Origin of the sequence: Rugosimonospora africana, from assembly GCF_016862975.1 — a bacterium.
GTDB lineage: Bacteria > Actinomycetota > Actinomycetes > Mycobacteriales > Micromonosporaceae > Rugosimonospora > Rugosimonospora africana.
In genome coordinates this window covers 99766-113587 of the sequence record NZ_BONZ01000030.1, presented here as the reverse complement: position 1 = coordinate 113587, position 13822 = coordinate 99766, and the positions used below count along the sequence as shown (strand labels likewise).

The window sequence follows — 13822 nt, the reverse complement described above, 5'->3', positions numbered from 1 at the left end:
ATGAGCCGACGGCGTGGGGTACGCCTGGAGCATGCGATCCTCGACGCGGCCTGGGACCTGCTCGGCGAGGTCGGCTACGCGAAGCTGACCATGGAGGCCGTAGCCGCCCGGGCCGGCACCAGCCGGCCGGTCATTCACCGCCGCTGGGCCACCCGGGCGCAACTCGCGTTCGCCGCGGTGGAGCACCGCGCGCCCGTCGAAACCGACACGCCCGACACCGGCAGCCTGCGCACCGACCTGCTCACCCTGATGGAGCGGCTCGTCCGCCGGGTCAACGCGGTCCACGGGGAGGTACTCGCCGGCATTGCGGCCGAGACCGCCCGCGACCCGGAAGCCATGCACGCGCTCCGCGGGCGGTTGGCCGCGACAACGCAGGGCCGGCACGTCACGGCGATAGTCCAGCGCGCCGCGGAACGGGGCGAGATCCCCGCGGTCCAGTTGCCCGCCCGCGTGGCCAGGCTCCCGACCGACCTCGTCCGCAACGAGGTCACCCTGTACGGCCAGCCACCCGACAGGAAGGCGATCGCCGAGATCGTCGACCGCATCATCCTCCCCGCGATACGCGAAGCCCCCACCCCGTCGCGCTGACCGAGCACTGGCCCCCGAACAGCGCGCACTTCAGCATGACCGTCGACTCGATCGGGCCGCGGGCCGCTCTGCACCGGGACGGGAGGGGTCGCGTTGGAACATCGCCACGACGGCGGCGATCACGAGCAGTGTCACGGAAAGCCACAGGCCCCCGGTGATACCGCCGGAGGCGTCCGACAGCAGTCCGGCCACCAGCGGGCCGACCGCCTGACCCGCGCTGAACGCGACCGTCAGCAACGCGATCACCGAAGCGGCGCCGAGCAGGATGAAGAACGCGGATTCGGCGGCGAGGCCCAAGCCCTCCGCGTGCAGGAAGGCGACCACGAACGTCATGTAGGAGACGTAGCCCGCACCGAACAGGATGTACCAGCCGAACGTCGGCGCCAGCCGCCGAAGGTCGGCCGGCTCGTGACCGTCCATCGTGGACGCCGCGGGTACCTGAGCCCGCCTGACCGCCCAGACCGCCGGCAGCACAGCCGCCACCGCGAGCAGACCCATCGCGAGCCAGCCCAGTCGCCACCCCGCCGCACCGAGGCCGGCGATCGCGGCGGGGATGACGGCACCGGATACCACGATGCCGATGCCCACGCCGCTCATGTACAGCGCGACGAGGAAGGCCGAGCGTTGCTGGAGCGCACCGGCGTGGATGCGGGCGGCCAGGACGGAACCGACCACAAATGTGACCGCCGTCGCGGCGCCCCCGACGAAGCGGATCCCCGCGAGAACCGGGTAGTTTCCGGTCGCCGCGGTGGCGAGCAGCATGACCGCGCTGATGAGGATGCCGCCGACGAAGGCGGCGCGACCGCCGACGCGGCGCGCCCACCAGGCAGAGGTAGCGGCGCCCGCCACGTAACCGATGGCGTTGGCGGTGTTCATGCCGCCGGATGCCGCGAAGTTCCAGTGCAGTTGGTCGCGCATCGCGGGCAGCAGCAGGGCGTACGCGAAGCGGGTGAAGCCGAGCGCGACCACTGGTCCAGCTGCCAGCCCGAGCGCGACGAGCGGCCCAGCGGGACCGCGGCCGGAGTTCGCGGCGCCCTTCGTTTCCGCACTGGCTGTCTCGGGCGGCGAGGTCATAGTGGTACTCCGGCTTCCCTGGCGGTGGTTACGCCACAGTTCAAGGCGAGTACGGTCGACCACCATTGCCGGGTTTCCGGACACGCTGCCCACAGATCGGGACAGCGACAGGTCGAATGCGGGAAACGCCCGGGCGCCGCGCCCCACCGGCGCGGGTCAGTAGAGTTCGGCTGTGGGATTTAGCCGTACCGAGCTGGAAGCGTTCCGCGGTGGGACGTTGCCCGACCTCATCGGCCCCGGCGTGCGGCTGCTGTTTGTGGGTATCAACCCGGGCCTGCGCACGGTCGCCGTTCAGGCGCACTTCGGCCGCCGGGGCAACCGCTTCTACCCGGCCTTGTTCCGTGCCGGTATCACCGACCGGCTCATCGACGCCTCCAACGGAATGGCTGACGAGGACCGCGGCCATCTGCTGGCGCGCGGCGTCGGCATCACCAGCCTGGTGCGCGGCGCGACGGCACGGGCCGACGAACTCACCGCGGCCGAACTGGTCGCCGGCGTCCGATCGCTGAGGGACCGGGTGGCACGCTGGAATCCGACGGCGGTGGCCTTTCTCGGCATCACCGCCTACCGCATCGCGTTCGCTCGCCCGAAAGCCGTTGTCGGCCGCCAACCGGAGGCTCTCGCGGGCGCGCAGCTCTGGGTGGTACCCAATCCCAGCGGCCTGAACGCCCACGCGACCATCGCCGCCCTCACCGCCGCCTATCGCGAAGTCGCGGTCGCGGCGGGAGTGGACGTCTACGACGCGGTGCGGTGATGCCGCGCGGGTAAGCGCGTGGTGTCCTGGGTCACCGTGTCCCGGCGCCCGTTTCCTCCAGTACAGTCACCAGTCCGCCTCCCTCAAGGGGTTCGCCGCATTCAGCGCAGACGACCCGGGTCTTCACGTCGGCACCGCAGGTGTGCACGAATCGCGGCGCGGGCGGCGGGTCCTGCAGGTGCCGGATGCCCCACTCGCGCAGCCCGATCAGGACCGGCTCCAGCGCCTGGCCGGCGGGAGTCAGGTGGTACTCGAAGCGGGGAGGGTGGTCCTGGTACCGGCGGCGCTCCAGGATGCCCGCACTCTCCAGAGACCTCAGCCGCTTGGTGAGAACGTCCCGCGGCGCTCCGGTGTTGGCGCGGATGTCGGCAAAGCGACGGACCCCCAGGAACACCTCACGCAGTACCAGCAGCGACCAGCGTTCTCCCACGAGGTCGAGGGTTCCGGCGATGGGGCAGGCGCGCGGCTGGATGTCTACCATGCGGCAATACTAGTCGGTTTGTTTTACGGACTCACTGTGGCTAGCATCGGCGGTACTCGCGGGTCCGGAGGCATTCGATGAACCACAGACACACCGGAACCGGCTCCCTCATGGTGACGATCTTCGTCTTCCCCGGGGTCCGGTTGTTGGATGTGACCGGCCCCATCGAGGTGTTCGCCTCAGCCAACGAATTCGGCGGCCGCTACCGGTTGAACCTCGTGTCGGCCGACGGCAACGAGGTCACGACCTCCGCCGGCACCCGGCTGCGCGCCGACAGGTCTGTCGATGACGCGCGGGAGACCAGCGACGTTCTGGTGGTCCCCGGGGGGCCGGACTGGGATCGGATGATCAGGGACGACGCGCTTCTGGACATCGTCCGGAGGCTCACCGCGAATTCCCGCCGTACGGCTTCCGTCTGCACCGGCGCCTTCCTTCTGGCCGCCGCCGGCCTCCTGGACGGCCGTCGTGCCACCACACACTGGCGCTACTCGCGGCAACTCGCCCTGCGGTTCCCCACCGTCCGGGTCGACCCCGACGCGATCTTCGTTCGGGACGGCACGGTGATGACCTCGGCCGGAGTCAGCGCGGGCATCGACGTCTCGCTGGCTCTCGTCGAGGAGCACTGCGGGGCCGAGGTGGCCCGCGCCGTAGCCAAGGACTTGGTGGTCTTCATGCAACGGCCCGGCGGACAGTCCCAGTTCAGCGTCCGTTCCCGTACGCCGCACTCCCGCCAGGAGATGCTCCGCAAGGTACTGGACGCGGTCGCGGAAGACCCCGGCGCCGACCACACACTGTCCGCCATGGCCCGCAGGGCCGGCATCAGCTCCCGCCACGTGACCCGGCTCTTCTTCGACGAAGTGGGCGCGACGCCGGCCCGCTATGTGGAGCAGATCCGGCTGGAGGCGGCACAGGCGATGCTGGAGACCGGCGACGATCCGCTGGCTGTGATCGCCTGCCGCGCCGGGTTCGGCTCCCCCGAGACGCTGCGCCGCGCCTTCGTACGGCATCTCGGCGTCACCCCCAGCGCGTTCCGGGCGAGTTTCCGCACCACCGGGATGGCGGCCGCCACGGCGCCCGCGGCCGCCGGGTACCCCTCGGACTTGGCGGCGAGCCAGCCGGTGCCGTGACCGGCCCTCCGGTTACGTTGCGGCTCAACGGCTTCGGGGCGGGATCCGGCCCGAGGAGCCGCGTACCGCGCGGCGGCTTCGGCGAGAGCGGGACCACGGGAGGCCGGTCCCGATAACCTTGGTGGTGTAGCTACCTCTCGCGGAGGCACACCTCCGCCACCGGCGACCGTCGCCGCGGAGGCAGGTCCACAGTAGACCGTTCGTCAGTCGATGGACGCGATTGCCGGAGCGACAGCTCTTCCTGACGAGGGGACCTGATGCAAGCCACACATCAGCGGGCCGCCTCCGGCAAACGGCCGCTCCAGTTGCCGGCGAGTCTCTTCGCCATCGCTTTCGGCATGGCCGGTCTGGCGCAGGCATGGTCGACGGTGACCCGGCTCGCCGGCGATTCGAGCTGGCCGGCAAACGCGCTGTGGATCGTCACGGCCGTGGTCTGGCTGATCACCTTGGTCGCCTATCTGAGCAACGTCGCCGCCCGGCACCGGAAAGCCGAGTTGTCCGACCTGACGTTCGGACCGTTCACCGCCCTGATCGTCATCGTGCCCATGTTGCTCGGCGCTCCGCTGGCTCAACAGGCCAAGCGCGCGGGAGAGGTTGTCTTCATCTGCGGCGCCATCCTGATGGTGCTCGTCGGTGCCTGGATCACCGGGGGCTGGGTCACCCTCGACGGTGACATCCAGCGCTGGCACCCCGGCTACTTCCTGCCCACCGCCGCCGGTGGCCTGCTGGCCGGGGGCGAGAGCGCCATGCTGGGCTTCACCACCCTGTCGCGTGTCCTGTTCGGCCTGGGCCTGGGCTGCTTCCTGATACTCGCCTCGATCATCTCGTACCGGCTGTTCGTCGTGGCTGCCCTGCCGCCGCCGCTACTGCCGACGATCGCGATCGAACTCGCGCCGCCGGTGGTGGCGGGCAGCGCCTGGTTCGCCATCAACGGCAACCGGGTGGACATGTTCGCCGGCATCCTGGCCGGTTTCTCGGGGCTGATGCTGGCGGTACAGCTGAGGTTGATTGCGTTGTACCGGCGGGCGAAGTTCGGTCCCGGCTTCTGGGCCTTCTCGTTCCCGTTCGCGGCCGCGGTCACCGACGGCGTCCACTGGCTGGCCGCCGAGCACGTGCCCGGCCGCGGGGCTATCGCGTACGCCCTCGTCGGCGTTCTCAGCGCCGGATTCGTGTTCCTCGCGGCGCGGACGGTCGTCGGCCTGGCGAACGGCACGTTCCTGCCACGGGTACCGGCGGCCGACCAGGGCGGTGCGGCTCCGGCGCAGTCCCGATGAGAGGGCCGGCCGTGTCTTCAGGCCGTCAGGGCGACGCCCGCGACGGAGATGACAGCCTCAGCGATGCCCTGCGCGGTCAGCCCGGCCTCGGTCAGCAACTCGGCGCGGGTGCCCTGTTCGGGAAAGCCTTCCGCCATTCCCAGGACGCGGACGTCGACGTCGATCCCGGCCTCCCGCAACGCCTGCATCAGCGCCGTCCCCACGCCGCCGGTACGCAGGCCGTCCTCGACCGTCACCACCACGGAATGCCGGGCGGCCAGCCGCAGCAACTCGGGCGGCAGCGGTTTGACCCAGCGGGGATCCACCACCGTGGTCTCCACTCCCTGCCGGGCGCACCGGTCGGCCGCCTCCAGCGCCGTACGCGCCATGACACCCACGCCGACGAGAAGGATCCCGCCGCCAAGTGACTCCCGCAGCACATCGACGCCACCGGTACGGCGCAGCGACGGGACGGCCTGTCCCACCGCGCCCCGGGGGAACCGTACCGCCGTCGGGGCATCGCTGACCTCCAACGCCTCCCCCAACTCCTCGGCGAGCGTGGGAAGGTCGCGGGGCGCGGCTATCCGAAGGCCCGGAACCGCCTGCAGCAGTACCAGATCCCACAGACCGTTGTGACTCGGGCCGTCGTCGCCGGTGACGCCTGCCCGGTCGATCGCGAGCGTCACGCCGAGCCGGTGCAGCGCGAGATCCATCAACACCTGGTCGAGAGCGCGGTTGAGGAACGTACCGTAGAGCGCCACCACGGGATGCAGGCCACCCATCGCCAGCCCGGCAGCCGAGGCCACCGCGTGCTGTTCGGCGATCCCGACGTCGAAGAAGCGCGACGGGTAGCGCTCCGCGAAGTCGGTCAGTCCGACCGATCCCGGCATCGCGGCCGTGATGGCGACCACGTCCCGGCGCTCGGAAGCGACCGAGATCAGTTCCCCGCCGAAGGCAGCGGACCAGCTGAGCCCGCCGGGCCGCAGCGGGTTGCCGGTGACCGGATCGATGACACCGACACCGTGGAAGTGGTCCGTCGCATCCTCCTCGGCCGGGCGGTACCCCCGCCCTTTGCGGGTGACGCAGTGCACGATGACCGGGGCCGGGTATGCCTTCGCGCGTTCGAGTGCCTCCTCCAGCGCCGGGATGTCGTGGCCATCCACCGGACCGAGGTACTTCAACCCCAGGTCCTCGAACAGCACCTGCGGCGCGAGAACATCTTTGAGCCCCTGCTTGGCGGCATGCAGGGCGCGGTAGACCGACTGCCCCGGGATGCCCGCGCTGTCGAGCGCCTGCCTCCCCCAGCCCAGCAGCCGTTCGTAGCCGGCGTGCAGCCGAAGCGCCCCCAGGTGCCGCGCCAGTCCGCCTACGGTCGGAGCGTAGGACCGCCCGTTGTCGTTCACGACGATCACCAGCGGACGTTCGGGAGCCGCCGCGATGTTGTTCAGGGCCTCCCACGCCGCCCCTCCGGTCAGCGCGCCGTCTCCTACGATCGCCACGATGTGCCGCTCCGTGTCCCCCGAGAGCTGACGGGCCTTGGCCATCCCGTCGGCGTAGGACAGCGCCATGGAGGCGTGCGAGTGCTCGATGTGGTCGTGAACGGACTCGGTACGGCTGGGGTAGCCGGACAACCCGCCCCGGTGTCGTAACCGGGCGAACCCCGCGGCCCTGCCGGTGACGAGCTTGTGGACGTACGCCTGGTGACCGACGTCCCACAACAGCGTGTCGCGCGGGGAATCGAAGCAGCGGTGCAGTGCCAGCGTCAGCTCGACCACGCCCAGATTCGGCCCCAGGTGGCCGCCGGTCTCCGACACGTGCCGGACGAGAAACCGGCGGATCTCCTCGGCCAGGTCGGCGAGCTGTGCGTGGCTCAGCGTGCGCAGGTCCGCGGGCTCCTCGACGTGTTCCAGCAACGACATGCGTCGAGGCTACGGAGGATTCCCCGCACGGCGGCACGCGCGAACGCGCCAGTACTGCGTCAGATCAGGACATCGTCCGGCGAGTCTGCGGCGTGGGCGACAGGGTTCACGGGTACGTCGGCGGCCTTGCTCAACACTTGGGCGGCGACGCCACCGGCCGGGATGAGAATCCAGTAGGACAGCAGGCGATAGATGATGACCGCGGCGGCGGCGCTCGCCGCGGTGTCTCCCGCCGCGACGAACGCGGTGACGTACACCGTTTCGATGACGCCGACGCCGCCGGGCGTCAGCGGGATCTGCCGCACGATCTGGACGCCAAGGTAGATACCCGCCAGCGTGGTGATGCCGATCGGGAATCCGGCGGCTCTGGTCGCCGCACCCAGGCACAGCAGGTCGGTGAGCCGGTTGACGGCGGCGAACGCGAGGGCGGCCAACCAGTGCGCCGGTCGCAGCCGGGCACCCGTGCGCAGAGCGTCGCGGGCCATCGCGCGCACCCGGGCGGTCAGCCGGCCGAGCCGGCCGCTGGACCGGCGCGTCTGACGTGTCGTTGACGCCGACCAGACCCGAAACCGGCGCGTTCGGCGCACCAGGACTGTCGCGATGGCGCCCAGCACGGCGAACCCGATGATTGCCGACAGCGGCCACGTCCACAACAGCCGCGGCGACCGTACGACCAGTCCCGCGCTACCGATCAGGTAGAGCGCGACCACACCACCCACGGACGCCACCCAGGCGGCGACCATGGTCACGGTCGCGGCCTCCGCGGTCGCGCCGGCCCGGCGGTACTGACGTACCGCGTATCCGGCCGAGAGCGCGGCCCCGGCCGGGAAGGTCATGGAAATCGACGACCGCGCCGTGGCGATGGCGACCATCCGCCACCGGCGTACCCGCACTCCGAGACCGGCGAGGATCACCCGCTCCTGCGACGCGAAGGCATCGATCGACAGTGCCTGCAGCACCGCCGCGGCCGCGATCCACCGCCAGTCGGCATCGGCCAGCGCCGCGCCGATCTGCCGGGGACTGGGCAGCCGCCCATGCAGCCCGATGATGGCGGCGAGGACGGCCACGACGACGAACACCAGCCACGGCCACCGGCGTCGCCGCGCCCGGCCCGACGCGTTCGGGCTGTGCGAAGCCACGGATGTGGCCGCGCGCGGGGAGGTGGGCGCTTGTTCATCCGGCGGGCTCGCCGTCGCTTGCTCACCCGGCGGGTTAGCCGTCGCCGGCCAGGCGACCTTCGGTCGGCGCCGGAGACGCCGCAGGTCGGACAGGTCTCCCGCATAGTGACGAGCGGTCTGGACGAGGGGCAACATGGGCAGTCCAATCGCTCGGAGCGGGTTATGCCCGGTTGCCCGCCGGGGCGGGCGAACAATCCGCTGCCGACGTGCCGAATATATTCGTCGAGGGCATCGCCGTGCTTACCGGCCAGTGAACGATGCGGACGAATCGCATGGCCGGTGCGCCGGCCGGATGAGCTGGCCGTCGGAGACCGTCCAGGTGGTGGCATCGGCGGCGACGCCGGCCAGCCCGTCGAGACGCCGTACGCCGACCAGGTCGAGGGCCTCACGGGTACCGATCGCGGCGGTGGCCAGGGTACGGTCCGGGCGCCAATCCGTGGACGCCAGCAGGCGGCGGGTCAGCTGGGCCCAACCGACCGGCGGGCCGGTCATCACCCAGATGTCGGGCGCCGCGGCGGCGAACCGGGTGGCCTGCCGCAGCCAGGACGCCGCCGTCTCGGGCCAGCTGACCGTGGCCAGGACCTGACCGCCGTCCGCCTCCCAACGCGCGCTCAGGCTGCCGGCCGCGACCCGCGCGGCGCGGGTGCGGCCGTGGCCGACGGCGATGGTCCGCGCGCCGCGCTGCCGGGCGAGCGCGACGAGCCGGCCGAGTTCGGCGTCGGTGGCCTCCGGATCGACCCGGTGCGACGGCGACCCGGTCAGCAACGGGCTGGCCGGCAACAGGCTCGTCATGCCGCGTCGTGGAACACCAGCGCCAGAGTGTGGCGCTGGCCGGAGCGGATCGCGGACACACCGTGGCGCACAGGCGCGGCCGACCAGCCACGGGCCGAGGCGACCGGGCGGTCGCGGGTGGTGAACACGTATCCGTGCCCGTGCGGCAGCAGCGTCGCCGTCCCGCGGGACTGCGCCCGCGGCCGCTGTTCGAGCAGCAGGAACTCGCCGCCGGTGTGGTCCACCCCCGGCTCGTTGAGGTTGATGACGACCTGCAGGGGGAACACGAGTTCGCCGTACAGGTCGCGGTGCAACGCGTTCCAGTCCCTCTCCGCGTACCGCAGCAGGATCGCCGTGGACTTCGTCTGGCCGGCGTCGTGGCACATCCGCAGCCAGTCGTCCAGGGTGTCCGGCCACGGGGCAGGTCGGCCCAGCTTGCCCCACCAGTCCCGGGCGATGGGCAACAGCCGCGGGTACAGGGCCTGCTTGAGCGCTTCGATCGGCTGCGGGTACGGCGCGTCGAAGTACCGGTACTCGCCTTCACCGAAACGGTGGCGGCCCATGTTGACGGTGCTGCGGAACAGCGCGTCCCGGTCGTACAGCTGCCGGATCCGCACGGTCTCCTCCACGGTCAGCAGCTGTGGCAGCAGTGCCCCGCCGTACTCGTTGACCTCGGCGGTGATCGCCTCCCAGTCGCCGGAGTCGACGCGGGAGCGCCACGGGTCGGCGGCTGCGTTCGTCGTGCGGGTCATGCGGCCTCCAGGTTGATCAGGGCGGTCTTGGCCTCCGTGCCTCCGATGTAGCCGCCGAGCGTGCCGTCGGTGCGCAGCACCCGGTGGCAGGGCACGACGATGGGCAACGGATTGGTGGCACAGGCGGTGCCGACCGCGCGCACCGCCTTCGGGTTGCCGACCAGCTCGGCGACCTGCCGGTAGCTGCGGGTCGTCCCGTAGCCGATCTCGGGTAGGTGCTGTTGGACGAGCTGGCGGAACCCGCGCGACAGGGACAGATCCAGTCGCAGGTCGAAGACCTGCCGGCGCCTGTCGAAGTACTCGTCGAGTTCCCGCGCCGCGTCCTCCAGACGCTTCGGCGCGCGCAGGATGCGCAGGCTCAGCTTCTGTCCGAGGACCTCCAGCACCCGGTCGTGGTCCTCGCTGGCATAGGCCACCCGCACCAGACCGCGTCCGGTCGCGGCCAGCAGCAGCTTGCCCACGGGAGAGTCGACGGTGGTGTACGCGACGTCGATCAGACCGGCCCGCTCGGCCTGCTGTTCGAGACGGCGGTGCAGGCGACCGAGCGTCTCGGCGTGCACGGGCGCCGACAAGAGGGCGATGACATCGTCATCGGGGCGAGGGTGACTCATGATGGTGCTCCTTCCCGGCTCGCGTCCGGATAGTTCCTGCGCAGGTTCCTGATGCCGTCGGCTGCCGCCCTGCGTGCCGCGTCGACGGTGCCGCCGAGGATCTGGGCGATGTCGGCGTACGGCAGCCCGGCCACGTAGTGGTACGCCACGGCCTGGCGTTGTTTGTCCGGGAGGTCGCGCACCGCGCGCCACAGGTCCGGGTCGTCGCGTGCGGCGTCGCCGGGTCCGGTGGGCTCCTCGGGCAGCTCGTCCACCGGCACGGGCAGGCGTCTGGCCGCGCGCAGCACGTCGATCGCCTTGCGGTGCGCGATCGTCACGAGCCACGCCTGCACGTTCGCCGTCTCCGGAAGGTCCGGGTAGGCGCGCATGGCGGACAGGAACGTCTCCGACCAGGCGTCGTCGGCGTCGTGCGGTCCGAGGATGACCCGGCATACCCGCAGCACCGTGTCGGCGTGCTGCGCGACAATGTTCTCGAACGGCTGTTTCATACCCATCTCATCGAAGACGCGCCCGGGACCCGATGCGTGAGGTTCGCGCTCAGAACAGTCTGCCGGTGGACACCGCCGCCGGCTCTTCCAGCTCCAGTAGCGCCCGCTTGCGCGTCAGGCCGCCGGCGTAGCCGGTCAGCGCGCCGGTGGCGCCGAGCACCCGATGGCAGGGTACGACGACGCACAGCGGGTTCGCGCCGACGGCCTGGCCGACCTTCTGCGCGAGCGCCCGGTCGCCGAGCCGCTCGGCGATCTCGCCGTAGGTGATCGTCTGCCCGTACGGGATGTCGCTCACGATCTTCCACACCGAACGCTGGAGATCGTTGCCGGCCGCGTCGAGCGGAAGGTCGAAGGTGGTCCGCTGCCCGGCGAGGTACTCCAGCAGCTGCTGGCACGCCTGCCCGAGGAGCGAGTCGCTGATCATGGGAACGCGCGGCCCGAACGCCTCCTGCCGGGGACGGCGAGCGTGCCGGTCGAAGTAGAGGCCGGTGATCGCGTCACCGGTCGCGACGATCGTGATCGGCCCCAGGTCGGTGTCGGTCACCGTGTGCCGTGTGTTCATCCGCATTCCTTCCGCCGCGGGGAGGACGCCCCGTCACGGGGAAGACCCCCGTCACGGGAAGACGCCCCGTCAGAAGGAAGACGCCGCAGACGAACGCGACGTGAGATCGTCGCCGGAAAATTCTGCCGAACGCGGTCGCCGGGCTCCCACCGACCGCTCGAGTCAGTGGGAGCCCGGCAGGCGCCGTCGCGATCAGCCCTTCGCCGGGTCGATCCGGTCGAACGGCAACCTCAGCACAAGGCCGCCGGTGAGGGGCGCGTTCGCCGACCGCACCTGACCCAGTTCCGCGGTGGACAATGCCCGGTTGTAGACGCGTACCTCGTCCAGCGAGCCGTTGAAGTGGAACGCGCCGTCGAGCCGCTCGCCGACCTGGAGCTGGAACGACACGGTCTCGCTCACCGAGCCGGCGACTGCCGGTCCCGCCGCCACCTGGACGCCGTCCACCCACATCAGCAACTGGCCGGTGGACCGTTCCAGGGCCACGTGGTGCCACGCCCGGTCGTTGTACGCCGCTGTCGAGCTGATCTGCTTGGTACCGTTGCGCGTGCTCATCGTGGCGATGAGCCGGTGGTTGGCCGGTTCACCGCGCAGCCAGACCTGCGGTGCGGTGCTGTTCATCCCGCCCAGCCACATGATGACCTGGTTGCCCGAGGTCGCCCCGTAGTTGAACCACGCGGACCAGGTGAAGTCGCCGTCGCCGGGCAGTTGTGTCTGGTCATAGGGCACCCGGACGTAGTCGTCGACGCCGTCGAGCACGAGTGCCTTGCCGAACTTGCCGGTACCCAGCGTGGCGCCGCCCAGGACGTTGGCGGACGCGGCCGGGCGGGACAGGTCAGGGGTGCGCGGGCCGGCCGAGTTGCGGTAGCCGAGGTACTCCGTGTTGAAGACTGCGAACCGGATCTCGTCGGCCGCCGTGGCTGTGCCGCCCTCGTACATCAACCCGACCACAGTGTCGTCCGCCGAGGGATCGGAGATCTGCACCATGTCGGAGTACGCCGCCCGGTCGTTGCTGATGATCGTGCCCTGGTCGGCGTTCTCCCAGGTGCGACCGTCGTCGTACGAGGATCGGATCATCATGGTCTGGCGTAGGTCGGTGTTGGCCGGCGAGGAGAACAGGATGCGGTTGCCGGCGTGGTCCCCGGTCAGCCGCAGCACCGTGCCCTGCACCATCGGGGTCACCAGGTCGGGGATCGTGGTGAACGGCGTGCTCCAGGTCTGCCCGCCGTCCCGGCTGATCGCGAAGTCGCGGTTTCCGATGTCGGTACCGCTCTGTTCGCGCCCGGCCGCGTAGATCACGCCGCCCGGCAACTCCAGCAGGCTGAGTTCGGACGGCTTCTGGGGAAACGTGCCGTCGGGTGCGAATGCGACGCGGTCAACCGCGCCGACCTGCCAGGTCTTCCCGTCGTCGTCGCTGTAGGCCAGCGCGCCGTAGTTGGCGTCCTCGACGGTACCGGTGCCGCTCTCGGCGTTGATGCCGACGACCAGCCGGCCGGCGTGCGGACCCTGGGTGAGCTGGAGGGCGTGCCCCGGGCCGGTCACGAACCACTCGTTCCAGAGGGGCAGCTTGACCTGACTGGTGATGTCGCGCGGCGCCGACCAGGTCAGGCCGTCGTCGTCGCTGGTCTGCTCGTAGGCGGTGCGGTCGCACGGGATCGGGCAGGCGGTCGTGCTCGTACCACCGGGATTGGCGTTGCTGACCAGGATGATCTGCCCGGTGCGGGCGTCCACGACGGGCGTGGGCTGGTCGTGCGAATCGCCGTCACCGCGGTTGAGTACCTGGAGCGGGCCCCAGGTCCGGCCGCCGTCGGTGGAGCGCTTGAGTACGACGTCGATGTCCCCGGCGTCACCGCAACTGGTGACCCGGCCCTCGGCGAAGGCGAGCAGGGTGCCGTGGGTGGACTTGACGATGGCGGGGATGCGGAAGCAGGCGTACCCGGGGTCCTGGCCGGCCTTGAAGATCACCTGCTGGCTGAAGCTGGGCGCCGGGGCGGCGGGGACGGCTGAGGCGGGGGCGGCTGGGGCTGGGATGACGGCCGCGGTGCCGGCGGCGCTCGCCGGAGCCGCGGTGGCCACCAGCAGGGCGCCGACCAGCGCCGCGATGGCTGGCAGGGCGGCTGGTCTGGGTCGTTGCGTGGCGACAGACGCGCCGAGCCAGGCCAGTCGGAGTCGATGCCGATGGCTCGGCGTGGCGTGCCGGAGGGACGGTCTGGACATTCAGAGTCCTCTCTGCGACCCGAGGGATAGGACATCCCACGTGGGATGTC

The 13822-nt window shown here is 70.9% G+C and carries 14 protein-coding genes; 4 read left to right on the top strand and 10 right to left on the bottom strand.

Going from position 1 to position 13822, the window contains the following annotated elements; all coding sequences use genetic code 11:
* Positions 1-588 carry a TetR/AcrR family transcriptional regulator gene (locus Raf01_RS15545; protein ID WP_203918588.1) on the top strand — a complete coding sequence of 196 codons (588 nt, stop codon included), beginning with the start codon at positions 1-3 and terminating at the stop codon, positions 586-588.
* Between the two features lie 30 nt (positions 589-618).
* On the opposite strand, the gene Raf01_RS15540 is transcribed toward Raf01_RS15545, so the two are convergent.
* Positions 619-1662, bottom strand: coding sequence for a YbfB/YjiJ family MFS transporter (locus Raf01_RS15540; RefSeq protein WP_203918587.1), 1044 nt, complete (start codon positions 1660-1662; stop codon positions 619-621).
* A gap of 172 nt (positions 1663-1834) precedes the next feature.
* Between Raf01_RS15540 and Raf01_RS15535 the strand changes: the two genes are divergently transcribed.
* Positions 1835-2416 (top strand): mismatch-specific DNA-glycosylase, encoded by a 582-nt coding sequence (locus Raf01_RS15535; protein ID WP_203918586.1) that lies wholly within the window; start codon positions 1835-1837, stop codon positions 2414-2416.
* A 31-nt stretch (positions 2417-2447) separates the two neighbouring features.
* Here the strand turns inward: Raf01_RS15535 and Raf01_RS15530 are convergent, their stop codons facing one another.
* On the bottom strand, positions 2448-2897 hold the full coding sequence (locus Raf01_RS15530; RefSeq protein WP_203918585.1) for a winged helix-turn-helix transcriptional regulator: 450 nt from the start codon (positions 2895-2897) through the stop codon (positions 2448-2450).
* A gap of 77 nt (positions 2898-2974) precedes the next feature.
* On the opposite strand from Raf01_RS15530, the gene Raf01_RS15525 reads away from it, so the two are divergent.
* Both Raf01_RS15525 and Raf01_RS15520 read left to right on the top strand, forming a co-directional pair.
* A complete protein-coding gene (locus Raf01_RS15525) occupies positions 2975-4024 on the top strand; it encodes a GlxA family transcriptional regulator (RefSeq protein ID WP_203918584.1) in 1050 nt (349 codons plus the stop codon).
* A gap of 257 nt (positions 4025-4281) precedes the next feature.
* Positions 4282-5298 carry an SLAC1 family transporter gene (locus Raf01_RS15520; protein WP_203918583.1) on the top strand — a complete coding sequence of 339 codons (1017 nt, stop codon included), beginning with the start codon at positions 4282-4284 and terminating at the stop codon, positions 5296-5298.
* Positions 5299-5315: 17 nt separating this feature from the next.
* Here Raf01_RS15520 and dxs read toward each other — a convergent pair whose 3' ends face one another.
* From dxs to Raf01_RS15480, 8 genes are all read right to left on the bottom strand, one after another.
* A complete protein-coding gene (dxs, locus tag Raf01_RS15515) occupies positions 5316-7196 on the bottom strand; it encodes a 1-deoxy-D-xylulose-5-phosphate synthase (RefSeq protein WP_203918582.1) in 1881 nt (626 codons plus the stop codon).
* A 59-nt stretch (positions 7197-7255) separates the two neighbouring features.
* On the bottom strand, positions 7256-8335 hold the full coding sequence (locus tag Raf01_RS15510; RefSeq protein WP_239133636.1) for a lysylphosphatidylglycerol synthase transmembrane domain-containing protein: 1080 nt from the start codon (positions 8333-8335) through the stop codon (positions 7256-7258).
* A 279-nt stretch (positions 8336-8614) separates the two neighbouring features.
* Positions 8615-9166: a type 1 periplasmic-binding domain-containing protein gene (locus tag Raf01_RS15505; protein ID WP_203918580.1), complete on the bottom strand. Its 552-nt coding sequence runs from the start codon at positions 9164-9166 to the stop codon at positions 8615-8617.
* The gene (locus tag Raf01_RS15500) at positions 9163-9897 is read right to left on the bottom strand and encodes a 2OG-Fe(II) oxygenase (protein WP_203918579.1); all 735 of its coding nucleotides are present in this window, start codon (positions 9895-9897) and stop codon (positions 9163-9165) included. The genes Raf01_RS15505 and Raf01_RS15500 overlap by 4 nt, the downstream gene beginning before the upstream one ends.
* On the bottom strand, positions 9894-10508 hold the full coding sequence (locus Raf01_RS15495) for a methylated-DNA--[protein]-cysteine S-methyltransferase (RefSeq protein WP_203918578.1): 615 nt from the start codon (positions 10506-10508) through the stop codon (positions 9894-9896). The genes Raf01_RS15500 and Raf01_RS15495 overlap by 4 nt, the downstream gene beginning before the upstream one ends.
* The gene (locus Raf01_RS15490; RefSeq protein ID WP_239133635.1) at positions 10505-10996 is read right to left on the bottom strand and encodes an RNA polymerase sigma factor; all 492 of its coding nucleotides are present in this window, start codon (positions 10994-10996) and stop codon (positions 10505-10507) included. Before Raf01_RS15490 ends, Raf01_RS15495 begins: the two co-directional genes overlap by 4 nt.
* Before the next feature lie 49 nt (positions 10997-11045).
* The gene (locus Raf01_RS15485) at positions 11046-11558 is read right to left on the bottom strand and encodes a methylated-DNA--[protein]-cysteine S-methyltransferase (RefSeq protein WP_239133634.1); all 513 of its coding nucleotides are present in this window, start codon (positions 11556-11558) and stop codon (positions 11046-11048) included.
* Positions 11559-11750: 192 nt separating this feature from the next.
* Positions 11751-13772: a sialidase family protein gene (locus Raf01_RS15480; protein ID WP_203918575.1), complete on the bottom strand. Its 2022-nt coding sequence runs from the start codon at positions 13770-13772 to the stop codon at positions 11751-11753.
* Between the last annotated feature and the right edge of the window lie 50 nt (positions 13773-13822).

Coding starts and splice junctions, on each gene's coding strand:
- Raf01_RS15505 (WP_203918580.1), bottom strand. CDS start 9,166: ATGACGAGCCTGTTGCCGGCCAGCCCGTTGCTGACCGGGTCGCCGTCG.
- Raf01_RS15530 (WP_203918585.1), bottom strand. CDS start 2,897: ATGGTAGACATCCAGCCGCGCGCCTGCCCCATCGCCGGAACCCTCGAC.
- Raf01_RS15485 (WP_239133634.1), bottom strand. CDS start 11,558: ATGAACACACGGCACACGGTGACCGACACCGACCTGGGGCCGATCACG.
- Raf01_RS15490 (WP_239133635.1), bottom strand. CDS start 10,996: ATGAAACAGCCGTTCGAGAACATTGTCGCGCAGCACGCCGACACGGTG.
- Raf01_RS15540 (WP_203918587.1), bottom strand. CDS start 1,662: ATGACCTCGCCGCCCGAGACAGCCAGTGCGGAAACGAAGGGCGCCGCG.
- Raf01_RS15480 (WP_203918575.1), bottom strand. CDS start 13,772: ATGTCCAGACCGTCCCTCCGGCACGCCACGCCGAGCCATCGGCATCGA.
- Raf01_RS15545 (WP_203918588.1), top strand. CDS start 1: ATGAGCCGACGGCGTGGGGTACGCCTGGAGCATGCGATCCTCGACGCG.
- Raf01_RS15495 (WP_203918578.1), bottom strand. CDS start 10,508: ATGAGTCACCCTCGCCCCGATGACGATGTCATCGCCCTCTTGTCGGCG.
- Raf01_RS15500 (WP_203918579.1), bottom strand. CDS start 9,897: ATGACCCGCACGACGAACGCAGCCGCCGACCCGTGGCGCTCCCGCGTC.
- Raf01_RS15520 (WP_203918583.1), top strand. CDS start 4,282: ATGCAAGCCACACATCAGCGGGCCGCCTCCGGCAAACGGCCGCTCCAG.
- Raf01_RS15525 (WP_203918584.1), top strand. CDS start 2,975: ATGAACCACAGACACACCGGAACCGGCTCCCTCATGGTGACGATCTTC.
- dxs (WP_203918582.1), bottom strand. CDS start 7,196: ATGTCGTTGCTGGAACACGTCGAGGAGCCCGCGGACCTGCGCACGCTG.